Origin of the sequence: Paenibacillus sp. EKM212P, assembly GCF_011066115.1 — a bacterium.
GTDB classification, from domain to species: Bacteria; Bacillota; Bacilli; order Paenibacillales; family Paenibacillaceae; genus Paenibacillus; species Paenibacillus polymyxa_B.
Genome location: NZ_JAAMNR010000001.1, coordinates 415,167 through 441,508, shown reverse-complemented (window position 1 = coordinate 441,508; position 26,342 = coordinate 415,167). Strand labels below are relative to the sequence as shown.

Below are 26,342 nucleotides of genomic sequence, written 5' to 3'. Positions count from 1 at the left end.
TTGAGGGTGAAGATGTACGATTTGTCAATGGGCAATAGAATGGAAAATTTACATTTTACTGTAGAAAGGATGAAGCAGATGGGAAATGATTTTATGGAATTTCAATCGTTTAATATGATCTTTTTTATCGTATTTGGACTCATTGCTATTGTAATGATTATGGGAATTGTCAAAACGATAGGAGCGGGCCTGTCCAATCAAGCAGCCGAACGGATACAACGTTCATGTAAGGTTGTGGATAAACGGACGAGAGTACGTGGGGGATCAGGCGATTTTTCAGCTTCGACATATTATTATATCACCTTTGAGTTTGACGGGGGGTGAGCGTATGGAGCTGGAGGTGAAGGATACGGACTTTGGTATGATTGTGATCGGGGATCGTGGGGAGCTTCATTATAAAGGTACACGTTTTCTGGAGTTTGTAAGAGTAATGGAAGCATAAAGGTGTTGGCGGGGAGTTAGTATTGCCAAAACAAATACATAGTTGGAGGGAAGATTACGATGCCGCATATCATTGGAAAACGAATTGTATTGAGAGAATACCGTCAAGAAGATGTACCAGCTATCCGAAAATGGGTCAATGACCCGGAAATCACACGTGGTTTAAGCGACGTGTTTATCTACCCGCATTCACAGGTGAATAGCGAATCCTTTGTGCAGATGATGATTGACGGCAACCCCGAGATCAAAGGTTTTGTCATTGCGCATAAAGACACACTGGACTATATCGGACAACTGGATTTATTCAAAATCAGCTGGGTAAATCGGCACGCCACCCTTGGTGTTGTGATCGGGCGTGACGGTGACTTGGGCAAAGGCTACGGACGGGAAGCGATCCGGCTGTTACAAAAATTTGCATTTCATACGCTGAATCTGCATCGGCTGGAGCTGGAGGTCTATGCGTTCAATGAACGTGCACACCGTTGCTATTTGGCATGCGGCTTCAAGGAGGAAGGGCGGCTACGGGAAAAGCTATTCAGGGAAGGGCAATACTATGACATTATTCAGATGGGGATTTTGCGAAGCGAATACGAGGCTGCAGAGCAAGCGACGGAATCCTAAGAGTGCAATCTCATAAGCTATTTTACTCCGTCAGCTTTCTTCAATTTTTTATGAGTGAAATCACGGGGACTACGCTCATCCTTTTTCTATTAGCTAAAGGACTTTCTTTGCAGAGTGCGAACTTCTTACTAGTTGTATTCTTTGTAAGTATTTTTTTGTTTGAGATACCCACAGGGGCTATTACAGATAAGTATGTAGAAGGGCTGAACAGCATTGTCTGTCAGCCCTATAATATTTCATTAAAAGACAAACCCTATTTTTCGCCGTACCACAGTTTCAGGCGATTTTGGATTAGGCCAGTGTAGATTTCTTCAGCTTTTGGCACACCCGCCTGATCCAGCTCTTGGAGCATGCGGTCATACACAGCGTCGAACTGATCTGGCTTGGCGAGTACGGCCTCAGGAATCCGTTTGCGTACAATGTCTTGCGACTTCTGATAAATAACATTATAATTTGTATTGGTCGGAACAGGCATGTTATAGGCAGCACCCCACTCTTTTACCGGAAAATCCTTTTCGTTCGGGAACAGGTCTTTCCACGTCTGGGCTTTGTATGCCTGAAGGGACTCTTTTTCGGCTTGACTATAATTTTCGGTAATCATCTCCGGATAATTGGTTGTGTAATAGTTGCCAGAAGGGTCCTTTACGCTATCGCCGTAATGTGGCCCCCATATCCAGTACAAACCGATACCTGACTCTCTGCTAAAAGAAGCATTATCGGTGTTTTTACGTTGTTGCACATCCGCCGGAATGACTCGTTTGCCGTTCTCTACGTTGTAATGCTGGCCTTCAATTCCCCAATTGCGTAAAATTTGTCCTTCGTCGGAGGCCAGAAAATCCAGAAATTTGATAGCTCGCACCGGATTTTCACATGAGGTTGTAATTCCGATCCCGGATGCGGTATCGAAGCCAATGGGCTGGAGGGAATGATCCTCGTATTTCTCATTTAAAGTGACTGGAAAATGGGCGTAAGTGAATTCATCCTTACCTGCTGCCTTGAGCGCATTTTCGGCATCCTGATAGTTCCATTCCTGATCAATGAGTCCGATGACACGGCCTGCGGCGATTTTGGACTTATACTGATCACTTTTTTGCACAAAAGTATCCTTATCCAACAGTCCTTCATTGTACATATGGTTCAACCAACGGAAATATTCACGTTCTTCTGGGCGCTTGTAGTGAAGAATGGCTTTGTGTGTTTTAGGATCAATATAATATTCGCCATCGTCGGGTCCACCTGTAGCAGTAACAGCCGGGTTAGTCACTGTAATTTGAATTTTCCAGTCTTCGGCATCAAGTGATAGGGGGATGGTTCGCTGGCCATTGGTAGTAGGGTATTTGGCGACATAATCTTTAAGTGCTTTTTCAAAATCTTGAACGGTGCGGATTTTAGGATATCCAAGCTTCTTAAGTGCCTGATGCTGGATTTCGAAGCCGGCTTGTGCATCAAACGCGATGTGATCCACACCCAAATTGGTCGGGATCGTGTAGATGGCTGGATCTTCACTACTATATTTAATACGATTAAAATAGTCTCCATACACTTTCTTAATGTTAGGGCCGTATTTGTCAATGAGGTCGGTTAGGTCAATGAGTGCTCCGGCATCGACCAGCTTGCCAATGTCTGATTTGGGGTACACGAGATCTGGATACTCTCCGCTCGCTGCCATTAAAGCAAACTTTTCCTCGCCTCGGCCATTGACAGCATGTTCAGCATTTAGCGTAACGCCCGTTTTCTTGATAATTTCCTGCCCGACAGCATCCTTCATGTTGTTCCAGTTAGAGCTGGAATCACCGCCAAAGAAAGTAAATGTAATAGGGCTGGTGTCATTAGGATCTTCCTTTTCTGCCTTACTGCTTGTTCCGTTCGCACAGCCCGTTGTAACGAGCAGCAGCAAAGACAGGAGCAGGATGGAGCTCTGACGTACCGACCTGTTCATGAACATTTGCAAATCCCCCTTAATAAGTATGATTTACACAATGTAAGTGCTTTCAATATTAAATTGTAGGAAATAAAAAACCTCACGTCAAGTTATTTATGATTGTTTGTTATGCGGTTTGTTTTTTTATTAAGCAAACATATTTTGGTGGAGGGTGTGGAATTGTACAAATCTATCATTTGATGATCTAAAACAAAGTATGCTACGATGGTACCAGTTTATAGGTACACCCGTGTATTAGAAAGGCTAAGGTAGAAAAAGATTCCGAATAGGGTTGGGTGAGAAGATGCGTGGAAAAGTAACGTTGCAAGAAATTGCGGATGCGGCGGGCGTTTCAAAGTTCGCTGTTTCGCGTGCACTGTCAGGCAAACCCGGTGTAAGTGAAGAGACAAGGGCGGTTCTGGTCAAGCTTGCTGCCCAGATGGGCTATTTTCGCAGTCATCCCAAAATGACAGGGGTAGAGCCTCGGGACACAGATCCCAGAGAATGGTCGGGTACCGTGCTAGTGTTATTTCCGAATATTAGGTACCAGAACAGGGAATCCAGGTACTGGGGGCCTGTATTTGAAGGGATTTCCGAGCGTCTGAACCGTAAGGGTATGGATATGATCACGTTAACGGAGCCCTCGACTGAAGATACGTTTTCTCTACTGAACCCGGAGGCGATTAAAGGGATTATCACAGTAGGAACGATTTCAACTTCGTTGTTGCTGAACATTTATCGGATGGGTATTCCGGTCGTTATGGTAGATCATTGGGATTCTGCATTTTTAAGTGATACGGTGTTTACAGATAATCGCACATGCATGAGTGAATTAATGAAGGACTTGCTGTGCAGGGGCTATACCCGCTTTCAGTTTGTGGGTCATATTGATGACGCTCACAGTTTCTACGAACGCTGGGAAGCTTGTCGTTCCACACTGGAAATGAGCGGAGTAGAATTGCGGCAGAATAAAGCCCTTCTTCACGGAGGAGCGCAGGCGCTTGCTGAGGAAATGGACAAGTTGTCTGAGGACGAACTGCCTGAGGTTTTTGTATGTGCTAATGATGTGACTGCTGCGCAAGTCGTGGATGTGCTGAAAGAAAAGGGGATTGACGTTCCGAGGCGTTGCGGAGTGACCGGGTTTGACGATACGAATGAACAAATGCCGATTTATGCCACGGTGAGAGTGGATAAGGAATTGCTGGGAATGCGTGCAGTGGACCAGTTGTTGTGGCGCATAACGAACCCGGACTCGCCTGTCGAGAAAAAATTGCTACATGCTGAGCTATTCGTACGGGAAGTTCATGCACCCCGGATCAGTCGGGAAAATGATGACCGTGAGCGTTCCATCAGCACAATCACATATAGTTAATGTCCAGGTACGTGTTATGACACCATACACCGTGGAGACGAAGGAGGTCGCTTTTAGCCTGTTTAGGGGCAGAGGGCGACTTTTATTTTGTATTTTGTCATTTGTTCCAAAAAACAATTGACTACTTTGTTAGCTTAATGTTATTTTTGTTATGTTACTGATGAATCCAGATGTTCCCAATCATGCTTATAGGGAGGCTTGTGACGATGGTTAATGTGATAGGGTTGGATGGCTGGAGGTTTAGGGAAGCACAAAGTGATGAGTGGCTCAGCGCGAAAGTGCCGGGTTGTGTGCATACCGATCTTTTACGACATGGCAAAATTCCTGATCCGTTTATCGGTATGAACGAGATGGAGGTACAGTGGATTGATAAGCAGGATTGGGTATATGAAGCCCATTTTGAGATAAATGCAGATCAGCTTCAATGTCAATGTGTAGAGTTGGTGTTGGAAGGTCTGGACACATACGCGGATGTAAAAGTGAATGGTCAATCTGTCTTGTCAGCCAATAATATGTTTCGGGTATGGAGACAAGATGTGAAGGCATTTGTTCAGCAAGGGGGAAATCGGCTGGAAATCAGTTTTCGTTCTCCGATTGCTGAAGATGTACCCAAGCTGGAAAGCTTAGGTTATGGACTCCCTGCACCCAATGATCAGTCCGAGATAGGTGGTTTGTCCGACAAAAAGGTAAGCGTTTTCGCACGTAAGGCTCCCTACCACTATGGTTGGGATTGGGGACCGAGGCTGGTGACGAGCGGTATCTGGAGAGAGGTCCGGATCGAAGCGTGGTCTGGTCTGATCGTGAGAGACTTGTTTATTCGACAGGACGAGGTGAACTCGGTAGGGGCTAAACTCATGGCAGTGGTAGAGATCGAAAATGCAGATGAGATTAGAGATGCCGAGTTGCGTATTTCCGCTGACGGGAAGGTGTGGTCCAAGCCAGTTCGGCTGCTGAAGGGGAAGCAGACGGTGGAGCTGGAGCTGGAGATGAAGAAGCCGAAGCTGTGGTGGTGCCGTGGGCTGGGGGAGCCGCATCTATATACGTTTGTGGCCGAATTGGTGGAACAAGAACAAGGAGCTGTAATCGCGGAAAAATCAGTAAAAACGGGGCTGCGTTCCATCCGTCTTGTACGTGAACGGGATGCAGCAGGAGAGAGCTTTTATTTTGAGCTGAACGGAATTCCAGTGTTTGCAAAAGGGGCTAACCATATTCCGAATGACAGCTTTGTCACTGAAGTTACGATGGAACGATATCGGTATGAAATTGCCAGTGCAGCCGCCTCGAATATGAATATGCTGCGGGTGTGGGGTGGCGGTATTTATGAACAAGACGTATTTTATGAGCTTTGTGATGAATACGGTTTGCTCGTGTGGCAAGATTTTATGTTCGCCTGCAGCATGTACCCAGGGGATGAGGGTTTTATGCACAATGTGGCACAGGAAGCCGAGGACAATATTAAGCGGCTGCGTCATCATCCCTGCATTGCCTTATGGTGCGGCAACAATGAGATCGATTCTGCATGGGCGCATTATGAAGAGAATGGAGGCTGGGGCTGGAAAAAGAACTACACACCTGAGCAACGGGAACGCCTGTGGGATGATTATGAAACGCTCTTTCATCGGATTCTACCGGAGGCGGTACACACCTGGTCTGCGCAGACAGCCTATTGGCCCTCCTCCCCGCTGATTGACCTGACGAGAGATCGGAACCAGCATGCCCATCGGTCTTCAACTGCAGGTGATATTCATTATTGGGGTGTATGGCACGCGTCTGAGCCCTTTGAGAATTATCATGTACATGTGGGCCGTTTTATGAGTGAATATGGTTTTCAGTCCTTTCCTGAATACAAGTCTGTTCGTACTTATGCGGAAGAGAAGGATTTAGAGCTGGAATCTGCGGTGATGCTGGCACATCAGAAGAACGATGCGGGCAATCGTCTGATTAAAGAATATATGGAGCGGTACATGCGAGAACCAAAGGATTTTACAAGTTTTCTTCCCATGAGCCAAATTTTACAGGCAGAAGCAATGAAAGCAGCTATAGAGGCGCATCGTCGTCACATGCCTTATTGCATGGGAACATTATACTGGCAAATGAATGACTGCTGGCCCGTTGCCTCCTGGTCGAGTATGGACTATTTCGGTCGTTGGAAGGCGCTCCAATATACGGCTAAGCGCAGCTTTGCCGATGTGCTGTTGAGTGCAACAGATACAGAACAGGGGAATAAGGCCCTGCATCTGGTCAACGATACACTAGAGCCGATATCAGGAACGCTGCGGCTGACGCTTTTGCATATCCGTAGCAGCCAGGCTATTCGTGAAGAGAACGTTAAGGTAAATCAACCAGCAGGCGGTGCAGGAATTGTACATATACTGCCTATCGACAAATGGCTGAGTGGCCTGAACCGTGCGGAGCATATGCTGGTCGCGTGTCTGACGCAGAATGATGAACAGGTGGCCTCTGGTGAAATTTATTTTGCAGACACAAAAGAAATGGATTTACCGCAGGCAAAAATTGAAGTGACAGAGATTCAGGGAAGCGGGGGCAGCAGATTCATGCTGTGTTCGGATGTACTTGCTAGACACGTGTGGCTATCGGCAGAGCAGGAAGGTATTTTCAGCGACAACCATCTGGATCTGGCTCCTGGTATTCCAAAAACAGTGGAATTTTTGGCTTTGCGCAACGGTGCCTCAGTATTTGAGGCAGCTGCGCCGGGTACATTGACAGTACATTCATTGGTCAATTGGATACAAGGTTAGACAACAGTAAAAGCTTATCCGTCTTTAAGTAGATGATGGATAGGCTTTTTTTGTAATATAAATTTATTTTTTGTGATATGTGGAGCGCTTTCATAATGTTAATATATATAACAAAAGAAGGCTTGGGAGTTAAGTGGTAACAGATCATTTGTAAGAAATCTGTCTATTTAGCAACTAACTGTTGGAATATAAAAAAGCATACGGTTGGTCGAGAACTTGTAAAGGAAATCCGTCAGTTGGGCTTTAGCAGGGTGGAGCTGAACTATAACATTACCCGGGAAATGCTAACGACGATTGAGCCTATGATTGAGCGGGGAGAAATCGGCATATCGAGTGTGCATAATACATTTCCTCATACACCAGATCCGGATTACGGCACGAATTCCGTTCTGCTCGGGTTTGACGTTGAAACCAAGCGACAACGTGCGATAGAGCTGCTGGTGCAATCTGTGGAATATGCGCATCATTATGGAGCAAAAGCGGTAATTGTGCATCCCGGACGCCGGATGGCGAATGGACGGGATTAGTGACGAAATTTATAATGCCGTTAGCGATATTACGCTAATTCATGCTGCCCGAATATTAAAACTACCGGAGCTACGCCTTTACCTGTGAGTGAAGTCTAAAACACAGTAAGCATCTATTTTTCGGGGATGAAGTCCATTCCCGGAGAACGGATGTTTTTTTGTGTTCATTGATGTAGAGGTAGAGCGCTTCCATTGAGCTTGAAGCCATTGTGGTGTACACTGTCCAGAACAGGTGTAAATTGGAACGTCAGGAAGGCAGGACGGTTACAAGGAGGGAAAGACACATATGTATGCCCGTTTAAGATCGTTAAATTATCCACTAAAACTCTATGTTTTTTTAGCACTGGCCTTATGCTCCGTAATCAGTACATTGTGGATCATTAACGTGCGACTGCCCTCAGGGGGCCGCCCTTATCTTTTTATTTGGTGGAATATGATGTTGGCCTGGATTCCTATGCTGTTGACGTTACTGCTTGATGTAATGTACAGCTCGTGGAGGCGGGGAACGAGGACATTTTTACTCTGGGTTATGGGGGCGGCATGGCTTTTCTTTTATCCCAATACACCCTATTTGATCACAGATTTGCTGCATGTATTCGCCAGATATCCATTTCTCGGGGAGCAACGTTTCTGGGGCAATCCGTACTTTTGGAATCATGTACTGGGAATGCTGCTGGTAGCCGTACTTGGCCTGACAATGGGTTTTGTATCGCTCGAATCCGTACGACAGTTGGTACAACGTGCACGTGGTGGGCTTGTTAGTTGGCTGTTTATGCTGGCGGTACTCTTGTTGAGCAGCCTGGGTATTTACATTGGCCGTTTCTTTCGAGGGAACACATGGGATATTGTTTCTGCGCCCTCTCAACTGTATGCACAGGTATCTTCCATATGGGCAGACTCCTTGCAACGTACTCATTTTGTGGAGTTTAGTGGGATGCTATTCGTCATTTTGCTCGTCAGCTATGTATCCACGATGTGCGTAGTCTGGATGGGGAACAACCGCCAGGACGAATGGCGTCGCTGGTGATTTGATTGCAGCTAAGTGGCTGAATATCATCAAAAAATGTAAATCAAAGGAGGAATAGCTACAATGAACGGACAGAATCGATCCGATATCCGCGCTGGTCTTCAGGTGGATATTGTGCTTAAAAAGGATCAGTCTACCGGTAAGCTGACGCGAGGAACGGTGAAAGATATTTTGACCAATTCCCCGCGTCATCCGCATGGAATCAAAGTGCGTTTGGCAGACGGACAGGTTGGGCGTGTCAAACATATCGTAACGAACGAAGGATAGAGCTTTGGGTGAGGAGGAATGAAGATGAATCAGGCAACGGCATGGTCTAAAAATGATCGCTACCCGCTTGTTTTACTTGTATTGCTGGCGCTTGCCCTCATTTGGTCTTTAATTCGCCCGGCGGATTACTTTACATGGGTACTGGAAGTTCTCCCGGCAGTTTTGGGAGCTGTGCTGCTGGCGGCTTTCTACCGTAGATTTCGGTTTACCAATCTGGTATACACCCTAATCTGGCTGCACGCATTGATCCTGATTGTCGGTGGACATTATACCTATGCCGAAATGCCACTGTTCAACTGGATTCGGGATACGTTCGGACTGGAGCGCAATTATTATGATCGACTTGGGCATTTTGTACAAGGTTTTGTACCTGCACTCATTGTCAGGGAAGTGCTGTTGCGTAAAACGGCCTTGGGAAGCGGGAGCTGGCTTACTTTCCTCACGGTTAGTGTGTGTCTTGCGATCAGCGCTGTGTACGAGCTGATTGAGTTTGCTGTAGCCAAGGCAACCGGAACGGCAGCAGAAGCCTTTTTGGGCACACAGGGAGATGTATGGGATACCCAGTGGGATATGCTTCTTGCGTTCATCGGCGCCTTGACCGCAGTGATTTTGTTGAGTGGGGTACATAACAAGCTGCTGAAGCAATTAAGGTATTAGCAGAATTTATTTACCCCGCCATTATCATGCTATCTGAAATTTCGCTGTTTTTGAAGGCTACATTCGCGTCATGGGACGGCTGTCGAGGTGTAGGGTTGCTGCGTCCATGTAGCTGTCCAGTAGCCGTTCAAAAATACGGTCCCATGTCTGCTCCAGGCTGTAGGCTCTACCAGCTCTGGACATAGCATCACGAAGTGAGGCATCCTCGTACAACAGCTGTACAGCTTTGGCAAAGGCAGCGGCGTCCCCAGCAGGACACAATAGCCCTGTATTTCCATGGATTAGATTATCTTTTACCCCGCCTTCATTGGCACCGACCACAGGTGTACCGCTCGCCATAGCCTCCAGTACAACATTGCCGAAGGTTTCCGTGGTGGAAGGGAAGAGAAATACGTCGGCTGCGGCGTAGAGTTCAGCTAATTCCGGCCCTTTCACAAAACCAAGCCAGTGGACTGCATGCTCTGGCACCCCTAGATCCGCTGCAGTTTTGACCTTATACAATGGACCATCTCCTGCAATGACCAGCACAGAGGCTGCGCGGACGTCGTCGGGTAACTGGAGATAGGAATCCAGTAACGTGTCTATCCCCTTTTCCGGTGCAACCCTGCCTACATACAAAATAACAAATGCATCTGCATGAACGCCCCATTTCTTCCAAACTGCATTCCGGTCCACCTTTGGTTGAAATCGGTTAGTATCAATGCCTCTACTCCAGATTTCGAGCTGTCCCATTCCTTTATTGTGCAACAATTCCATGGTTGATTGAGAAGGGACATATACCCTTTCGCAATGTCTGTGAAACCAGAGCATGTATTTCCATAACGCAGGTTCAAGCCAGCGAAGCTTGTAATATTCGAGGTATTTATCAAAGTGGGTGTGATATGAGGCGACGAGTGGAATATGGTGTTTGGCTGCGTAGCTTGTTCCATACAGGCCAAGGTTAAATGGAGTAGCGACATGAATCAGATGTGGGGAAAAGGCTGACAGACGCTCGTTGATCTGTTTGGCGTTGGGGATCGCAAGTCTGCATTCACGGTACAATAAAAAGGGAATACTCCGAAATCGCTCTACACCCGGCCCAGAGGGCAGATGATGGTCTGCCTCCGGTGCGAAGACGAGCGTAGATACTCCATGTGTCTCCAGATAGCCAATCCATCGTTCCAGGGTCAGAGCAGCGCCATTCACGTCAGGCGTATACGTGTCCGTAAATAATGCAACTCGAAGCATGCCTTCATTCCTCCTCCGCCATTCTCATTTATCCTATGACGTTCCAGGGGAGTCCGCTTGGAGGCTCCGGCTTTTATTGTGTCATGATTTTGTTTACGGGCTTGCCGGGTTTTGTAAAAGCTGGCCCGCGGACGGGCGCTTTTCTCGGAACATTCTGTAATAGACGAGGGAGGACAAAATATAGAAAACACCTGTCATGCTAAATGTGATGGCATAGCCCCAGTAGTTGCCATATGTTGTAACCAAATAGGCTTGTACAGGTCCCATACCTGCGGTGCCTAGCATCCAGGTCGTCTGGAGAATGGAGTTGGCAATGCCGCGATTTTTATCTGACACACGTTCGACGAGAATGGCGGTTTGCAGCGGATTGGCTGCATTCATTAGCGCTTGCCTGAATAGAAAGCTGATGGAAGCGATCCATAGCACGTTCGTAAAGCCTGTAATGAGAAGGAACGGTAGCGAAAGCAGTTGGAAGCCAACTACAGCTCTGACCAGTCCAATCCGGCTGCCGAGGGTAGGCCCGATCAACATGGAGAGGATGGTCATGAGCTGGCCGAGTGCAATCAGTAAACTCATTGCGCTGAGCGATACGGAGAAGCGGTTCGTAAAATACAAATTAAGATACGGGATGACCAGACCTGAACCTAACCCAAGAAAAAACTGGGCAAGAACAAATTGTCCAATAACCCGGCGATCAGAAGCAGCAGCAGGCGTCTCCAAGGCAGGGATATCGGATGTACTGTGCGGTGTATGTACTTGTTCTGTTTGAGGTGAAGATTCGGCAGGAGCTGGTGCTTCTAAGGTTGCCGTAGTTTTTGTGATGAACAATAGAGGAATAAAGGCGATCAATGTTGCCATTCCTCCAAGGAACAGAGCAACCCGTAGACTGGATAGCGGTGTGATTCCCCACGTCTGCAGCCCATCTGCGAGTACGCCACCCCCGAAGCTACCCAGAACTTGAGCTGCCAGTACAAGAGCAGAGTAATAGCTGAATATTTTTAAGCGCTGGGATTTACTAATGCTTTCCGCTAAAAAAGGCACAGCCAGCACCTGAATAAAGGCGGCGAATACACCTGAGATTACGGCAAATACCAACATGCTTCCGCTGGTATCTGTAAAGGTACGGGCGAGAAAGGCCAGGCCGCTGAATAATGCGCCGATGACCAGCATATTTTTCCGGCTCGTCCGATCCCCCAAAAATCCGACCGGAATGAACAGCAACGCCGTCGCCAGCGCCTGCATGCTGACCACCCGGCCGTTCATATCATCATCAAAGCCAAGCCCTTGGATATACAGGTTATACAGTACAGAAAACATTCCTGTGCCCATCTGGTACAACAGATTGGCCATAAAAAACAATCGGATATTACGCGGCCACTTTCGGGGCTCTTCTAACATTTTGCTAATCCATGGCACGATGAGTTCCTCCTGTGACGTGTTGCAAATAAGTTAATACTGTTGATATGTATTCTAGCAGGAACTGTACATTTCATAAATATTCCTGATCTCCGATTGTTTTGGGTAATAATAAAGCATGGACTTTACATTGAATTTTCATTATAGTAATTCGGTATGAATAAATTTGAAAGGTAAGCAGGAGGGATGGCTTTGGCTTTTGGAGCACGGGTGTTAAAAACGGGAATCGCAGTGACGCTCGCCCTTTTTCTGAGCACGCTTTTGAACACCCATTCGCCTGTGGGGGCAGCGATAGCCGCTATTTTTGCCATGCAACCGTCGATATATAGGTCGTGGCGTTATTTTCTGGATCAACTCCAAACAAGCACACTCGGTGCAATCATGGCGTTGCTGGGCGGAATGGTATTTTCGAATGAGCCGATTGCAGTTGGACTGGTATGTGTATTGGTACTTATGATATGTCTGAAAATAAATATGGCTGATACGGTTGGATTGACACTCGTGACCGTTGTTTCTGTAATGGAAGCCTCAGGGGACTGGAAATTTGCGGTGACCCGCTTTGCGCTCACTTTGATTGGGATTGTGTCTGCTTTTGTCATCAATGTTAGTGTTTTTCCCCCGAAACCGAAAAGGCAGTTTATTAATCAGATTCAAAATGTATTTAACAGCATGTCCTTGCTGCTGCGTACTGCCATTTCCGATGAGATTAAGGAGTCTGTCTTTAAAGAGGAAAAAGGAAATCTGGAGGGAGCCATTAAATCGCTGTCGGACAAATATCATTTGTTCGAGGAAGAGCAGAAGAAGCTCAAGCGCTCCAAGTTTAGTCAAACGAGACAAATGGTAGTATACAAACAAATGCTCGGAAGTTTACACAAAGGATATGAGGTACTGGATGCAGTGGAAAGACACTACTTCCAGTCTTTACGGCCAAAAGGAACGGATGCTTTTTTTGACAGTCATCTGGAGCTGCTGATTCGTTTTCACGAGCATGCTCTACTGAAATTCGAAGATAAGCTAAAGCCGAATGAGGACGAAAGTGAATTGTTTCAGCAAGCCAACGGCGAATTTATGAAGCATGCGATTACACGTTTTGACCATTGTCAGGAAGGAATGCTGCGGCTGTCCATTGTGGCTGCGGCGATGTACGACTATGGTCATCAGCTGGAGAGGTTGAGCAGACTGGCCGATCATATTCATCCTGTAGAAGAGAGCAGATAGGCGAATTTCCTAAAGAAAAGCGACCGCATTCATCAATCAGATGGACGGTCGCTTTTTTATGTAATGAATTCAAGTATGTAAGAACAGGTTAATAGATGGTTGCCAGAACGCACAAAAAAAGCCCGCTGGTTGCGAACAGGGACTGAACTTGCTACAATAGAGGATGCTCTGTTTTATGGTGAAACCATAAGCGTAAGTTGTGAACTACACTTCTTGTTACATTATAGCATGCTTCAAAGGATTAGTCAATTTTCCCGGATCAGGGGGATGCCGCGAGTATGCCCGGGTCCATAATAGAGCATAGTTTGTACGCAAGGGAGCCCTGCATGGAGCAGGAGGAAACGGAACAGGAGCGATGCCAGTGACTACTGAACAGCAATGGAATGAAGAACAACGAAGAGTAGAAGATGTGACCGCAGTGATTAGCGGGCGTATTCGGAAGCTAGAGACAGAGGTTGGTTCTGTGCGCGGAGATGTCGTCGATATGCGTAAAGACTTCTGGGATGAGGTAACGATCAATTTCAGTGAGGCGGACGATGTGGGCGAGACGTCCACCAGTTTGCGTCAGCAGTCCGAGATTTTGTCTGAGCGGGAACGAAGACACAAGCATTCCACAGAGGCGTTAGGTCGTTTGAAAAAGTTGCTTGATTCACCGTATTTTGCACGAATTGATTTTGCTGAGGAAGGGCAGACTGCGGAACGTGTTTATCTGGGGATTGCCTCCCTACTGGATAATCAAGATGAGGAATTTCTGATCTACGACTGGCGCGCGCCTATTTCCAATCTTTATTACGATAACATGCCGGGGCCCGCCTCATATAAGACCCCGGCCGGGGAGATGGAAGGGGAACTCACGCTTAAGCGCCAATTCTCGATCCGTGATGGACAGATCCGGTTTATGTTCGATACAGGAGTGACGATTGGAGACGAACTTCTTCAAGCAGTATTGAGCCGCAGCTCGGATGCTCAAATGAAAAGTATAGTCGCTACTATCCAAAGGGAGCAAAATCGCATCATCCGTGATGATCGAAGCCGGATGCTCATTGTTCAGGGGGCGGCAGGAAGTGGCAAAACCTCTGCTGCGCTTCAGAGAGTAGCGTATTTGCTGTATAAGTACCGGGATCGCTTACGAGCGGATCAGGTCGTGCTATTTTCGCCTAACCCGATGTTTAACAGTTATGTATCGACAGTATTGCCTGAATTAGGTGAGGAAAATATGCTTCAGGCCACGTTTCAGGAATATTTGGAGCGGCGTTTGGGCCGGGAGTTTCAGTTAGAAGATCCATTTGAACAGCTGGAATATGTGCTTTCAGCGTCGTTACAGCCTGGGTATGAAGCTAGGATGGAGGGTATCCGCTTTAAGTCGTCCAAGACGTTCTTACATGTGATTACAAGCTACAAGACGTATTTGGAACAGGAGGGAATGCGTTTTAAACCCATCCGTTTTCAGGGACGTGAGGTGGTTTCAGTAGAGCAAATGGCACGCAAGTTTTATGAATTCGACTCTACGGTGCGGCTGGCGAATCGATTGGAACTGCTACGGGATTGGATGCTCAAAGAGCTGGCCCGCTTTGGTAAGGAAGAATGCTCCGCCCCATGGGTGGATCAACAGATGGATCTGATGGAGCCGGAGGATTATCAGCGTGCCTATAACCGTATGCGCCGTAAATCCAAGAATAAGGGCGATACCTTCGACGATTTTACGCGTGAAAGAGAAATATTGGCGCGTATGGTGGTCAGTGACCGCTTAAAGCCCCTGCGCAAATGGATTAAGGCGCTTCGCTTCGTAGATACGACCCGGCTCTACAGCGAGCTGTTTATGAATGAGGCATTGTTGAGCCAACTGGCGAATCATGCAGAGCTGCCCGTCAGCTGGGGTGAAATTAGTCGACAAACTCTGGAACGAATTCGGGCTGGGGAGTTAGCGTATGAGGATGTGACACCCTTTTTATATTTGCGTGAGCTGATGCTGGGCTTTCGTTCCAATAGCAACATCCGTCACGTGTTTATTGATGAGGCACAGGACTATTCCCCATTCCAGCTGGCGTTCTTCAAGCGTCTATTTCCACAGGCTAAAATGACGGCACTGGGTGATTTTAATCAGGCCATCTATGCCCATGCTTCGGTGCTTCAGGATGCAGAGCCATTGTATGAGTTGTATGGTGCAGATCAGACCGAGATGATTTCCCTGACACGCAGCTATCGCTCAACACAGGAGATTGTGGAATTTACCCGGGGCATGGTCCCTGGGGGAGAGCACATTGTACCGTTTAACCGTAAGGGTGAGAAACCTCTTGTAACCGAGGTGCGTTCGCTTGAAAAGTTGCATCAATTGATAGTTGGGAATGTCACAGAATTGTTGGCAGAAGGCTATGAATCCATCGCGGTGATCTGTAAAAATGCTGACGAAAGCGCGGCAGCCTACGAAGCGCTGGAAGGACAGCTGTCAGTGAAGCCAAAATTAATTAAGAAAACAACTCCTGCTTTTGAAAAGGGGATTCATATCATTCCGGCCTACCTGGCAAAAGGCGTGGAATTCGATGCGGTCCTGATTTATGACGGATCAGCGAAACAATACCAGCGTGAGAGTGAGCGTAAGCTGTTCTACACCGCCTGTACGCGAGCGATGCATCTGCTGCATATTTATAGCATAGGGGAGATTACGCCATTCGTGAGTTTACGGGATTCGGATACGTATACTCTCAAAATGGAAGAAAGTGATCGTGTTCTATAGAGAGGACATTGGCAATCAGCCGGGGACAAATGCCTTAGAAACCCATGCGATGCCTGAATAGATGTAGAGTTGGCTGGCATTATGGAGCGTATTCCAGTAACATAAGCAAATAAGCAAAACAGGTAAGAAGCATAAACGGAGGTTACAAACGTAATGGACATGAAGAGTGTATTTCAACGCCCACCGCTGGCGGACTGTGTACCCGAGTTGGTAGCTACAGCTAGAGGAGAGCGCAAGGCATCGCTGGTGATCCGCGGAGGAACACTGGTCAATGTGGTATCGGGCGAGTTGCTGCCGGGCATGTCTATTGCTGTGCAAGGTTCTCGTATCGCTTACGTCGGTAGGGACGTCAGTCATACGATTGGAGAGGACACCATAATCATTGAAGCGGAAGGCCGCTATATGGCACCGGGGTTACTGGACGGACATTGTCACATCGAAAGCACGCAGCTGACCGTAACGGAGTTCGCTAAGGCTGTACTGCCACTGGGAGTGACGGGTGGTTTTTTTGACCCGCATGAAATTTCCAATGTACTGGGTCTAAAAGGGCTTCGTCTGATGCTGGATGAAGCACGTACGACACCGCTGGCTGCTTACATGCAGGTGGCTTCTTGCGTCCCATCCACAGGTCCGGAGCTGGAAACGACGGGTGCCTCCTTCGGCCCGGCGGAAGTCGCAGAGGCGTTAAGCTGGGGCCCGGATATGATCGGGCTGGGCGAAGTCATGAATTTCCCTGGTGTCGTCTATGGAGACGATGTGATGATCGGGGAAATTCAGGCCACGCTGCGCGCGGGCAAGGTGGCGGATGGCCATTTTACATGGGCCTCCGATGATTGGCGGCTGCCGGTCTATGCAGCCGCGGGAATTACGGGCGACCACGAGTGTGTCACGCCCGAGGATGTAGCCGAGCGTATCCGGCTCGGCATGTATGCCAAGATGCGGCAAGGCTCCGCATGGCATGATGTGGCCGAGACGATCCGAGCCAGCACGGAAATGGGTCTCGACACGCGCCGCATGATGCTGGTAACGGATGACCGCAGCGCAGAATCCTTGCTCCATGAAGGGCAAATGGATTTCGTCGTGCGTCATGCCATTGCACAGGGCGTCAAGCCCGTAACCGCGTTTCAGATGGCCACGCTGAATACGGCAGAGCGCTTCGGCGTGGCACGGGATATCGGAGCGATCATTCCGGGTGCGATTGCCGACATTATTTTGCTTGATGGCCGATTGGCCGAAGTGAATGTGACGGCTACCATCGCAGCGGGCCAGCTGGTGGCCGAGCACGGTCAAATGGTCGCCGATTGGGACGGCTTCGTTTATCCTGCGGAAGTGATGGACACCGTCCATCTGGGGCGAGAGCTGAGTGCTGCAGATTTCCGCATTGCGGCTCCAGTACAGGAGGGGGATGTACCTGTACGGGTGATTCGTGTTACGGAAAATCACGTGGACACGAAGGAAGTGCGGATGACCGTTCCGGTCCGTAATGGAGAAGTCACGGCAGATCCTGCACAGGATTTGTGCAAAATAGCCGTTTTCGAGCGCCATCATGCCAGTGGCAGTCACGCGGTTGCACTTGTGACAGGTGTCGGCTTCACCGAGCCGGCTGCGATTGCCATGACCGTCGCGCATGATAGCCACAACCTGCTCGTCATTGGTAATGATGACGAGCTCATGACCCAGGCGGCGAAGCAGGCTGTTGCCCTGCGTGGTGGCGTGGTGGTCGTATCCGCCTCGGGTGAGACGCGCTTCCCGCTGCCTATCGCCGGGCTGATGTCCCCAGCTCCGTTTGCGGAGGTAGCTGCGCAGTCCGAAAGTATCAGCCGGGCGCTTCAGCAATCCGGCTGCATGCTGAACAACGCGCTGATGACACTGTCACTGCTCGCACTGGTCGTTATCCCTGAAATCCGTCTGTCGGATCAGGGGCTTGTCGTGATCGGAGCGGATGGCATCCGCAAGGTATCTCTTTTTGTGGAAGAGGATGCTACGGAAGTCTGATAGAACACGTCGCTGGGGGTTGTCCTGCAGGTCTGCTTAGACCTGAGGGATAACCCCTGTTTTTCATACACGAAGTCAAAAAAATATCTTCGATTCCTTTATAAAAGTCAAGGAGCGGTGAGCAGATGCATCCCTATTATCGTTCATTAGAAAAAATGGCTCATCATGCCTCGATTATAGAGCAGGATTGGAACAGGTTTGTAGAGCAAACCCGTGTGAAGCATGTTCAGCAGGGAACGGTTCTCATTGAAACGGGTGAGCCTGTGAAACATGCCTATTTTTGTTCAGAAGGATTATTCCGTTTATTTTATACATTAGCAGATGGCAGAGAATATAATGTTGGTTTTTCGCCAGAAGATGATTACGTAACCTCTTACGGGGCTATGATCCAAGGAGAACCATCCACTTTTTCGATTGAGGCCATGGAAGATTCGGTCGTCATTGAAATTCCATATCACGTATTGAAGGAGCTTATGGATACAAGCCATATGTGGGAAAGATTCGTCCGTAAAAGTGTAGAAAGACTTTATATTCGAAAAGAGGAACGGGAGCGCGAATTATTGTATCTTTCCGCTAAGGAGCGTTATCATGCTTTTCTTCTCAAATACCCCGGATTGGACAAACGAGTTGCCCAATATCATATAGCTTCGTACATAGGCGTCTCCCCTGTATCACTTAGTCGTTTGCTGCGTAGTGATCCGCATTAACCTATGTTAATGAGACTTTGTAGACGAGCAGCGTACAATAATGATAAATCATTCAAGCTTCACCAAAAAAGGAGATAGGCATATGCGTTATATGATGATTGTATTGTTAGAATTCTACCCTTCCTGGTTGGCTTTGCCTCGAGAAGAACGTCGAAAACATGCGAGGGACTTGCAGGCTACCATTCAAAAATATAGCGAACATGTTCAGGTTCGTTTTTTTGATGCAGAAGCACTGCCTGGAAAGGACTACACCGATTTCGTCGTATGCGAAACGGAGGACATGAAGCAATATCACTATATGTGGGAAGAAATTCGCGATTCGGAGCCGTATACCAAAGGATACATGAAGATTAAAGATGTAGTGATGGGTATGGAAAATGCTTTTCAGTCCTATGAGTCAGAAATGCTACAGATGGAAAAATAACCGTCATTCCGCTTTCTATGTAAAATGAAGAGTTCATCTTATATACGGTTAAAAAAGGCGAATTCCTGTGCTGCTTATGTTCAGCTGGGAATTCGCCTTTTATCTTTTGGAGACGAAAAAGTGTAATAAGAAAAAATCACATTATACAACTGTGTTACTTATAATCTTCAGAAAACCGTTCTTTCAAGCGGTATCCATTAACTGATTAATGGATTTTCTTGCGGTATCGTTAAACAAATACCACTCATCTTTCGATACGTCATGAATCAAAATCTCTGGATATTCTGTTGAAAGTTCAGATGGAACAGGACTAATTAAAGAATAAATATCAAAACGAGCTAAGCTTTTCCCTTTTTGGCCTAAAAAATCATATTGTGCATTTTTATAATAAATAACACGTAGAGGTACCATGGCGCGTTTGTTCTTCATTTCGGGCTTTACATCGGATGTAATAGTCACACCGTCAACTTTGATCTGATTTTGTGCTGCATAAGTAGTGGACGATGAAATAAATAAAAAAATTGCAAGAAAAGCCGCAAAGAATGCTTTTTTCATAAATGATTACTCCTTTTTCGGTTAAATTTGTTGCGCAGTAACTTTCCCCCATATGAAGACGCAACTGGATAAAAAAACGTTGCGCTGTCCTGTCCGTTAACTTAACGTAACAACGAGTTTGTACTATTTAATTACCTTCCGATATTTACCAACTAAAAATTACTAATCTTCCTGGAGAATTATGTCGATAACATTGAATATTATTCATAAAATTTATCAAAGTAAATCCTTAGGGGGAAAGTTAATGAGAAAACAGCTAAAAGTTGCGATTTCTCTAGTATGTTTAATGATGTTTATAGGTTGTTCAGCTTCACCAGTATCACAGCAGACGACCAAGATTACACTTTTGAATTCCAAGTCTGAAATAAAAACCCAATTAGAAGAAGTAGCAAAACAGTACAATCAAGAGCACCCTGAAGTATCTTTAGAGATTATAACCGCTCCTGAGGGGTCGTCTGCATATCAAAAGCTGATGTCGATGTACGGCTCAGGAAGTCCAGCAACGATGTCGATGCTTGACCCGGGCGACACGCAGACATTCCTGGATAAAGCCGTTGATTTAAGTAAAGAGAAGTGGGTAGCCGATACGATAGAAAATGGACTTGATGCAGTTAAGAAAAACGATGCTGTGCTGGGATTCCCATTTGCAGTGGAAGGCTACGGATTAATCTATAACAAGAAAGTATTGGACAAGGCAACAGGGGGTTCTTTTGATCCTTCTTCGGTGAAAAGTAGAAGCAACCTGAACTCATTAATGGCTAAGATTCAGAAGACGGGAGTAGCACCGGTCATGCTTTCACCAATGGACTGGTCTCTCGGCTCTCATCTTTTAGCTCTGTCTTATTCTGTTCAACCTGGGGGTTTTCCGGAGTTTGTTAAGGGTATGCAGGATAACTCCATAGACATGTCCCAAAATAATGTAATGTCTGGATGGGTACAAACTTTAGACTTGCTCAAGGATAACAGCATCAATAAGAATTCGCCTTTGGACAGCACGTATGACGATGGAGCCAAAGCATTAGGAGAGGGAAAAGTGGGGCTTTGGTTTATGGGAAACTGGGCTTGGGCTGGGATAAAGAGCAATGATACAGCAAATGAGGAATACGGTTTTTTGCCTCTTCCGTTAAGCGATAATACGGATGACCCTAACAATGCTAAAATTACAGTCGGTGTAACAAAGTATATTTTCATTGACTCCACAGCTACCACACCTCAGGAGCAAGAGGAAGCAAAGAAGTTTCTGAACTGGCTGGTATACGACAAGTCCGGACAAGATTTTCTGGTAAACAAGGCTAATACGGTACCTGCGTTCAAAAATATTGATTTAGAGCCTGCCGATCCTTTGGGACGATCGATCAAGTCGTATATCTCGACCGGAAAGACACTGCCGTTTATGGCAACCCTTCCACCTGATCATGCGGCCATCACAGGAGCATCTATCCAAAGCTACCTCAGTGGAAAGATAGATAAGGCTGAGCTGTTGCGCCAAATACGCATATACTGGAAAGCTCAGCAGTGATGATACGAGACCAGTTACGGGAGGAAGATAAAGATGTTTAAATTAACGTTAAAGAAAAAAATAATTAGTGCAGCGCTCATACTGGTTATCGTACTGTCCCTTTCAAGTGTTATAGGCGTCATTAAGATGTCGGAAATGGGTGAGGCTTCTGATAAGGTAAATAACAGGTCTTTACCCGCGGTTATTCTTCTTCAAGGTATGGATAAGCAGATTACAGAAATTGATAGACTCACCGTTCGATTGATACTTGAAGAGGATGCGGCTGTTCGCAGCACTTATCAAGAAGAATTAACCAAAGCTACAGCTTCAATGGATAAGAGTGTAAATGAATATCAAAGTTTAGCCTCGACAGCAGAGGAAAAAGAACTGTTCACCAATTTTTATGGTCAGTGGGCAATGTATCTTCGCCATCTAAAGGTGGTTTCCGCTGCTATGGAAGAAAACGACAAAGTGATGGCCTACATGATCATTCATGGAAATTCTTCTATTTATAAGGCAGCATTAGACAATGTAAATAAACTGAAGTTACTTAATGAGCAGTACGCTACTGATGCCGCTAATCAATCGAGTCAATCTTACCATTCAGGTAGAATTTTGATGATTTCTCTGACTATCATATGTACGATCCTAGGAATTATCGGTTCTTTTTTACTGGCTCAATCGTTCACTAAGCCCATATTAAAGATTGCGGAACAGATAAAGCTGGTAACGAGGGGGGACCTGCAAGTGGAGCCCCTTAGAGTCCAGTCAAAAGATGAGGTCGGGGAACTGGCATCCGATTTTAATGAAATGTGCGATTCACTGCGCAACCTTTTAAAGGAAGTTGTGGATAATTCCTTACTGGTTGCCTCTACGGCTGAACAGTTAACGGCCAGTGCGGAACAGACAAGCATCGCTACCGAGCAGATAGCTATAAGTGCCACACAAGTCGCAGAGGGATCTCAGACACAGCTTGCAGATATAGCTGAAACGCTGAATTACACGGTAGACGTTTCTAAAAGTGTAGACAACATAACCAATCGCTTTGTTCATGTGGCTAATCTCACAACCCAAGCACAAGAAAAAGCAAACAACGGGAAAACTCAAATGTCTTCGACTGTCTTCCAAATAAGAGATGTGCATACCAAGGTAACTCAATCCGCTGAAGTGGTAAATATTCTAGGCGAAAAGTCGGCAGAGATTAAACAGATCACAGCTATGATCAGTGATATAGCAGCCCGAACCAACTTGCTTTCACTAAATGCGAGTATAGAAGCTGCAAGAGCGGGAGAGCAGGGAAAAGGATTTGCGGTTGTCGCTTATGAAGTACGCAATTTATCGGCACAAGCAAGTGAAGCAACGGGCAAGATTTCTTCGCTGGTCAACGAAATCACCTTAAGAACAGATGAAGTTGTGGTTTCAATGAATGAAGGTGTTCAATCTCTGAATGAAGGCATGATGCTTGTCGAAGGTGTAGGTAACGTTTTTTCTGAGATTGTGGGTGCCGTTGAAGAAGTGGGTAGTGAGGTGGACACGGCGGCTTTAGAAGCAAGATCCGTAAATGAAGGAACCGTTTCTATGGTTGAATCGATGAAGAAAATTGCTGAAATCTCCGAACGTGCTGCAGATTCTACTCAAACAGTCGCAAGCGTAGTCGAGGAAACTACCGCATCCATGCAGGAAGTGTCAGCAGGTGCTAACATGCTTGCCAAGAGAGCGGAAGAGATGAATCAAACGGTGTCGGTATTCAAGATTTAAAATAAGCTTCAAATCAAGTGGAGTTAAGAGCGGCAGCCTTGGACGAGAAAAAAAGTCTTAGACTGCCGCTGTTTTGTTAAGCTCAAACCATTAGATTACGAATGAACGGCTTCAGCTTTTTTGGCTGCTCTTTTCAGATCCTGTTTACGACGTTCCTCCAGATACCGCTCCCCATTCTTCTTGTCTGCTGTCAGTGTAAAGCAGGATATGATGGTGAACAGGCCTGCAATGGAACCCAGAATTACATAAGTTATTGGGAAATTTAATACTTCATACATATGCCCCACAATGGGCGAGAAAATGGAAACCACCAGGGAGCCCATAAACAAATACAGCAGGTACATGGTGGAGGACAAGCGCTGGTCAAAGTTAACGGTAATGTATTTGAAGATGGCTACCAGAATAAGCGGTTTCTCCAGGGAGTGAATCATCTTCATTGCAGCTACCCATATGGAACCGAATGGCAACGAAGAGCCGATAATACGCAAAGACATGATCGACCCGGCAATAATTAATGCCCATTTGGCGGTCGTTTTGTTCACAAACCAAGGGGTAACGAAAAGGAACACAAATTCTAGGAAAACCTGCACAGCGCTCAAATCGCCGAGGAATTGATTTCCTTCCGCTTTGGAACTGAACTGTGATACGAAGTATGTGGCAAACTGTTGGTCATATACCTCATAGATTTGGGTCACGCCAACCATGAATAGCATAAGAAACCAGAACTTTTTGGTACGCACGAGATGCAGCACATCGATTAGCTTCAACGACTCTGTTTTCTGCTGCTCCTGTCCGGACATTTCGACTTTGGTCAGGAAGATGCAGATCATGGCAACAACGGCAGATACCGAGGCAATCCAGAAGGTCAGATTTACATTGATATTGATGACCCGTCCTGCAACAAAAGTAGCCGCCGCCCACCCAAGTGAACCCCACATACGAACCCGCCCGTATTCAAAGCCATATTTACGCGAAACTTTGTCCATATACGAATCGACGACCCCGTTACCTGCATTAAATACCAGGCCGATAAATAGCGCACCAACAATGGCACCAATGACGAACTGCGTTTGAAGTAATGGACCGTACACATAGATAAAAAAGGGTCCGACGAGCAAAAGAATTGTAAAGAGTATGTACAGCAGATGTTTTCTCAGACCCAGCTTGTCGGATAAGTAACCGAACAGGGGTTGCATAATCAAGGCCACGATTGAGTTAGCCGCATATAGAAATCCCGTGTAGGTTTCTGAAATTCCCAGGCTTTGTCCCAGCCAAATGACAAAAAAAGACATGGCGGCAGACCATGTAAACAGATAAGCGAAGTTAAAAATACTCAGAGACCAATAGTTGCGTTTTGCCAAATTCATCATGTTTAAGCACCCCTTCAAATTGTAGCCGCTCAATGTGTTGCCAACGTCAATATGTATTGTCTGTACTATTAATTGTAAGGATTATTCACTCGCTTCCATAGGGCATTTTCCCAAGATTTCCTGTGCTTATTTCAATCAGTTGAGAATTCGGATAAAACAGCAGATCCTGATATGGATTAAATGGGGGCTCAAACTATTTTAAATATGTTGAAGAAGAATAGTACTATATCTACATCTTGTAAGAAATAAGTCCTAAGTGTAAAATTCTCTTATAGTTCATTAAGCTCACTAAGTTCATTCTGCAAGTACAAAGTTACTTGAAATACTGATCGTATATAGAGTATTGTGTAACGATGAGTTAAGACGAAACCCACTCATCCTAAAGGCACGGGTTATCACTAGGCTCTATTAACATATATTTTATAAATTAAAAAGAAAACGAATAAAACAAAATGTTGTGAGTTCGTAGTTGGAGGATTTATTATGTCGAAAAGTGTTTCTTCGTCCTTTATTATCATTATAGGCTCAATGCTATTTGCCTTATTTTTTGGTGCAGGGAATCTAATCTTTCCACCTATGCTTGGGCAAATGGCTGGAAAGAATGTATGGATAGCCAATGCGGGTTTCTTGGTTACCGGAGTTGGCTTACCATTACTAGCCGTCACAGCCTTTGTTTTTTCGGGCAAAAGCAATTTGCAAACTTTAGCGAGTCGTGTACATCCTGTATTCGGCCTTGTCTTTACAACAATCCTTTATCTAGCCATCGGGCCTTTATATGCAATTCCTAGAACCGGTAGTGTGTCATTTGAAATTGGAGTAAAACCTTTTTTTTCAAACAATGCAGATCATCCTGTCGCACTTTTTGTATTTACTATCCTTTTTTTTGCAGTTGCATGTTTGTTATCACTTAATCCTACAAAAATTATTGATGTAATCGGAAAGTTCCTAACACCCATTAAATTGACATTCATTGGATTACTTGTGATTGTAGCTATTATTCACCCAATAGGAAAATTCCAAGAACCTGCGGAAGGTTATACATCGAATGTCTTTTTCAAAGGCTTTCAAGAGGGTTATTTAACATTAGACGCTCTTGTAGCCTTTATTTTTGGAATTATCATTGTGAATGCAATTAAGGATAGAGGGGTTACTACAAAAAAAGAGTTGATGATCATTTGTGCCAAAGCGATAGCAATTGCGGTTATACTCTTAGCTTTTATCTATACGTCTCTTTCATACATGGGAGCTTCTAGCGTTGAAAAATTGGGTGTTTTAGGAAATGGCGCTGAGGTGTTAGCTAAGGTTTCCTCCTATTATTTTGGATCTTACGGTTCTATTTTATTAGGCTTAATGATTACAGTAGCGTGTTTAACGACAAGTGTGGGGCTTATCACTTCCTGCTCTTCCTTTTTTCATGGATTATTTCCAAAAATCTCTTATAAAAGAGTTGCTCTCATGTTATCTATATTTAGTGCTCTTGTAGCCAACATAGGTTTAACACAGCTTATTAAGGTTTCAACGCCAGTATTAATGGCAATATATCCTATTGCTATTTCTCTTATATTTTTAACTTTTTTACATCCCGTATTTAAAGGAAAGCCAGAAGTATATCAAGGCAGTTTGATATTAACCTTTATCGTTAGTTTATTTGATGGCTTGAATGCTGCCGGAATAAAAATTAATGTAATTAATGACTTTTTCAATCATCTTCTTCCATTATATAATGTAGGGTTAGGGTGGTTAATTCCCTCTGTTTTAGGAGGTGTAGCTGGCTACATATTTACTAAGTTAAGAGGAAGAAAAATAATTTTAGTACTTTTGAAGCCCAAAAAAAATAAATGATTTATC

At 45.7% G+C, this 26,342-nt stretch carries 21 protein-coding genes and 1 pseudogene; 17 read left to right on the top strand and 5 right to left on the bottom strand.

Features of this window, described 5'->3' with window-relative positions:
- Nucleotides 1-39 precede the first annotated feature (39 nt).
- From G9G54_RS26185 to G9G54_RS02030, 3 genes are read left to right on the top strand one after another with little or no spacing between them, the layout of a single operon-like run.
- Nucleotides 40-324 (top strand): DUF2500 domain-containing protein, encoded by a 285-nt coding sequence (locus G9G54_RS26185; RefSeq protein WP_238807628.1) that lies wholly within the window; start codon nucleotides 40-42, stop codon nucleotides 322-324.
- 4 nt (nucleotides 325-328) lie between these two features.
- The gene (locus tag G9G54_RS26180) at nucleotides 329-442 is read left to right on the top strand and encodes a DUF2500 family protein (RefSeq protein WP_238807626.1); all 114 of its coding nucleotides are present in this window, start codon (nucleotides 329-331) and stop codon (nucleotides 440-442) included.
- Nucleotides 443-501: 59 nt separating this feature from the next.
- The gene (locus G9G54_RS02030; protein ID WP_165175779.1) at nucleotides 502-1,062 is read left to right on the top strand and encodes a GNAT family N-acetyltransferase; all 561 of its coding nucleotides are present in this window, start codon (nucleotides 502-504) and stop codon (nucleotides 1,060-1,062) included.
- A gap of 253 nt (nucleotides 1,063-1,315) precedes the next feature.
- On the opposite strand, the gene G9G54_RS02020 is transcribed toward G9G54_RS02030, so the two are convergent.
- Nucleotides 1,316-3,007, bottom strand: coding sequence for an ABC transporter substrate-binding protein (locus G9G54_RS02020; protein ID WP_069080071.1), 1,692 nt, complete (start codon nucleotides 3,005-3,007; stop codon nucleotides 1,316-1,318).
- A 280-nt stretch (nucleotides 3,008-3,287) separates the two neighbouring features.
- Between G9G54_RS02020 and G9G54_RS02015 the strand changes: the two genes are divergently transcribed.
- The 6 genes and pseudogenes from G9G54_RS02015 to G9G54_RS01990 all read left to right on the top strand — a co-directional run bounded on the left by G9G54_RS02015 (nucleotide 3,288) and on the right by G9G54_RS01990 (nucleotide 9,592).
- A complete protein-coding gene (locus G9G54_RS02015; RefSeq protein WP_025723495.1) occupies nucleotides 3,288-4,355 on the top strand; it encodes a LacI family DNA-binding transcriptional regulator in 1,068 nt (355 codons plus the stop codon).
- 206 nt (nucleotides 4,356-4,561) lie between these two features.
- A complete protein-coding gene (locus G9G54_RS02010; RefSeq protein WP_165175777.1) occupies nucleotides 4,562-7,114 on the top strand; it encodes a beta-mannosidase in 2,553 nt (850 codons plus the stop codon).
- A gap of 143 nt (nucleotides 7,115-7,257) precedes the next feature.
- Nucleotides 7,258-7,614: pseudogene (locus G9G54_RS02005) on the top strand (sugar phosphate isomerase/epimerase); the annotation flags it as partial.
- A 313-nt stretch (nucleotides 7,615-7,927) separates the two neighbouring features.
- Nucleotides 7,928-8,668 (top strand): DUF1361 domain-containing protein, encoded by a 741-nt coding sequence (locus tag G9G54_RS02000; protein ID WP_165175775.1) that lies wholly within the window; start codon nucleotides 7,928-7,930, stop codon nucleotides 8,666-8,668.
- A gap of 63 nt (nucleotides 8,669-8,731) precedes the next feature.
- Entirely contained in the window at nucleotides 8,732-8,935 is a 204-nt protein-coding gene (locus tag G9G54_RS01995) for a YwbE family protein (RefSeq protein ID WP_039270088.1), read from the top strand.
- Nucleotides 8,936-8,959: 24 nt separating this feature from the next.
- A complete protein-coding gene (locus tag G9G54_RS01990; protein WP_165175773.1) occupies nucleotides 8,960-9,592 on the top strand; it encodes a DUF2238 domain-containing protein in 633 nt (210 codons plus the stop codon).
- Nucleotides 9,593-9,649: 57 nt separating this feature from the next.
- Here the strand turns inward: G9G54_RS01990 and G9G54_RS01985 are convergent, their stop codons facing one another.
- Both G9G54_RS01985 and G9G54_RS01980 read right to left on the bottom strand, forming a co-directional pair.
- On the bottom strand, nucleotides 9,650-10,819 hold the full coding sequence (locus G9G54_RS01985) for a glycosyltransferase family 4 protein (protein ID WP_165175771.1): 1,170 nt from the start codon (nucleotides 10,817-10,819) through the stop codon (nucleotides 9,650-9,652).
- A gap of 93 nt (nucleotides 10,820-10,912) precedes the next feature.
- Nucleotides 10,913-12,235 carry an MFS transporter gene (locus tag G9G54_RS01980; protein WP_446723011.1) on the bottom strand — a complete coding sequence of 441 codons (1,323 nt, stop codon included), beginning with the start codon at nucleotides 12,233-12,235 and terminating at the stop codon, nucleotides 10,913-10,915.
- 186 nt (nucleotides 12,236-12,421) lie between these two features.
- On the opposite strand from G9G54_RS01980, the gene G9G54_RS01975 reads away from it, so the two are divergent.
- From G9G54_RS01975 to G9G54_RS01955, 5 genes are all read left to right on the top strand, one after another.
- Nucleotides 12,422-13,453, top strand: coding sequence for an FUSC family protein (locus G9G54_RS01975; RefSeq protein ID WP_172828310.1), 1,032 nt, complete (start codon nucleotides 12,422-12,424; stop codon nucleotides 13,451-13,453).
- Nucleotides 13,454-13,808: 355 nt separating this feature from the next.
- The gene (gene helD, locus G9G54_RS01970) at nucleotides 13,809-16,187 is read left to right on the top strand and encodes an RNA polymerase recycling motor HelD (protein ID WP_238807622.1); all 2,379 of its coding nucleotides are present in this window, start codon (nucleotides 13,809-13,811) and stop codon (nucleotides 16,185-16,187) included.
- 153 nt (nucleotides 16,188-16,340) lie between these two features.
- On the top strand, nucleotides 16,341-18,182 hold the full coding sequence (locus G9G54_RS01965) for an adenine deaminase (protein ID WP_165175767.1): 1,842 nt from the start codon (nucleotides 16,341-16,343) through the stop codon (nucleotides 18,180-18,182).
- 125 nt (nucleotides 18,183-18,307) lie between these two features.
- Nucleotides 18,308-18,889 carry a Crp/Fnr family transcriptional regulator gene (locus G9G54_RS01960; protein WP_165175765.1) on the top strand — a complete coding sequence of 194 codons (582 nt, stop codon included), beginning with the start codon at nucleotides 18,308-18,310 and terminating at the stop codon, nucleotides 18,887-18,889.
- A gap of 82 nt (nucleotides 18,890-18,971) precedes the next feature.
- Entirely contained in the window at nucleotides 18,972-19,313 is a 342-nt protein-coding gene (locus G9G54_RS01955; RefSeq protein ID WP_165175763.1) for a darcynin family protein, read from the top strand.
- Between the two features lie 183 nt (nucleotides 19,314-19,496).
- Here G9G54_RS01955 and G9G54_RS01950 read toward each other — a convergent pair whose 3' ends face one another.
- Nucleotides 19,497-19,868, bottom strand: coding sequence for a stalk domain-containing protein (locus tag G9G54_RS01950; RefSeq protein ID WP_165175761.1), 372 nt, complete (start codon nucleotides 19,866-19,868; stop codon nucleotides 19,497-19,499).
- A 244-nt stretch (nucleotides 19,869-20,112) separates the two neighbouring features.
- On the opposite strand from G9G54_RS01950, the gene G9G54_RS01945 reads away from it, so the two are divergent.
- Nucleotides 20,113-21,387, top strand: coding sequence for an ABC transporter substrate-binding protein (locus tag G9G54_RS01945; protein ID WP_165175759.1), 1,275 nt, complete (start codon nucleotides 20,113-20,115; stop codon nucleotides 21,385-21,387).
- Between the two features lie 33 nt (nucleotides 21,388-21,420).
- Nucleotides 21,421-23,124: a methyl-accepting chemotaxis protein gene (locus G9G54_RS01940; RefSeq protein ID WP_165175757.1), complete on the top strand. Its 1,704-nt coding sequence runs from the start codon at nucleotides 21,421-21,423 to the stop codon at nucleotides 23,122-23,124.
- Nucleotides 23,125-23,219: 95 nt separating this feature from the next.
- On the opposite strand, the gene G9G54_RS01935 is transcribed toward G9G54_RS01940, so the two are convergent.
- Nucleotides 23,220-24,494: an oligosaccharide MFS transporter gene (locus tag G9G54_RS01935; protein ID WP_165175755.1), complete on the bottom strand. Its 1,275-nt coding sequence runs from the start codon at nucleotides 24,492-24,494 to the stop codon at nucleotides 23,220-23,222.
- A 483-nt stretch (nucleotides 24,495-24,977) separates the two neighbouring features.
- On the opposite strand from G9G54_RS01935, the gene brnQ reads away from it, so the two are divergent.
- Entirely contained in the window at nucleotides 24,978-26,336 is a 1,359-nt protein-coding gene (gene brnQ / locus G9G54_RS01930) for a branched-chain amino acid transport system II carrier protein (protein ID WP_165175753.1), read from the top strand.
- Nucleotides 26,337-26,342: the final 6 nt, after the last annotated feature.

Bases quoted from the DNA above. Each gene is read 5' to 3' on its own strand.
- G9G54_RS26185 (WP_238807628.1), top strand. From the start codon at position 40: ATGGAAAATTTACATTTTACTGTAGAAAGGATGAAGCAGATGGGAAAT.
- G9G54_RS26180 (WP_238807626.1), top strand. From the start codon at position 329: ATGGAGCTGGAGGTGAAGGATACGGACTTTGGTATGATTGTGATCGGG.
- G9G54_RS02030 (WP_165175779.1), top strand. From the start codon at position 502: ATGCCGCATATCATTGGAAAACGAATTGTATTGAGAGAATACCGTCAA.
- G9G54_RS02020 (WP_069080071.1), bottom strand. From the start codon at position 3,007: ATGTTCATGAACAGGTCGGTACGTCAGAGCTCCATCCTGCTCCTGTCT.
- G9G54_RS02015 (WP_025723495.1), top strand. From the start codon at position 3,288: ATGCGTGGAAAAGTAACGTTGCAAGAAATTGCGGATGCGGCGGGCGTT.
- G9G54_RS02010 (WP_165175777.1), top strand. From the start codon at position 4,562: ATGGTTAATGTGATAGGGTTGGATGGCTGGAGGTTTAGGGAAGCACAA.
- G9G54_RS02000 (WP_165175775.1), top strand. From the start codon at position 7,928: ATGTATGCCCGTTTAAGATCGTTAAATTATCCACTAAAACTCTATGTT.
- G9G54_RS01995 (WP_039270088.1), top strand. From the start codon at position 8,732: ATGAACGGACAGAATCGATCCGATATCCGCGCTGGTCTTCAGGTGGAT.
- G9G54_RS01990 (WP_165175773.1), top strand. From the start codon at position 8,960: ATGAATCAGGCAACGGCATGGTCTAAAAATGATCGCTACCCGCTTGTT.
- G9G54_RS01985 (WP_165175771.1), bottom strand. From the start codon at position 10,819: ATGCTTCGAGTTGCATTATTTACGGACACGTATACGCCTGACGTGAAT.
- G9G54_RS01975 (WP_172828310.1), top strand. From the start codon at position 12,422: ATGGCTTTGGCTTTTGGAGCACGGGTGTTAAAAACGGGAATCGCAGTG.
- helD (WP_238807622.1), top strand. From the start codon at position 13,809: ATGCCAGTGACTACTGAACAGCAATGGAATGAAGAACAACGAAGAGTA.
- G9G54_RS01965 (WP_165175767.1), top strand. From the start codon at position 16,341: ATGGACATGAAGAGTGTATTTCAACGCCCACCGCTGGCGGACTGTGTA.
- G9G54_RS01960 (WP_165175765.1), top strand. From the start codon at position 18,308: ATGCATCCCTATTATCGTTCATTAGAAAAAATGGCTCATCATGCCTCG.
- G9G54_RS01955 (WP_165175763.1), top strand. From the start codon at position 18,972: ATGCGTTATATGATGATTGTATTGTTAGAATTCTACCCTTCCTGGTTG.
- G9G54_RS01950 (WP_165175761.1), bottom strand. From the start codon at position 19,868: ATGAAAAAAGCATTCTTTGCGGCTTTTCTTGCAATTTTTTTATTTATT.
- G9G54_RS01945 (WP_165175759.1), top strand. From the start codon at position 20,113: ATGAGAAAACAGCTAAAAGTTGCGATTTCTCTAGTATGTTTAATGATG.
- G9G54_RS01940 (WP_165175757.1), top strand. From the start codon at position 21,421: ATGTTTAAATTAACGTTAAAGAAAAAAATAATTAGTGCAGCGCTCATA.
- G9G54_RS01935 (WP_165175755.1), bottom strand. From the start codon at position 24,494: ATGATGAATTTGGCAAAACGCAACTATTGGTCTCTGAGTATTTTTAAC.
- brnQ (WP_165175753.1), top strand. From the start codon at position 24,978: ATGTCGAAAAGTGTTTCTTCGTCCTTTATTATCATTATAGGCTCAATG.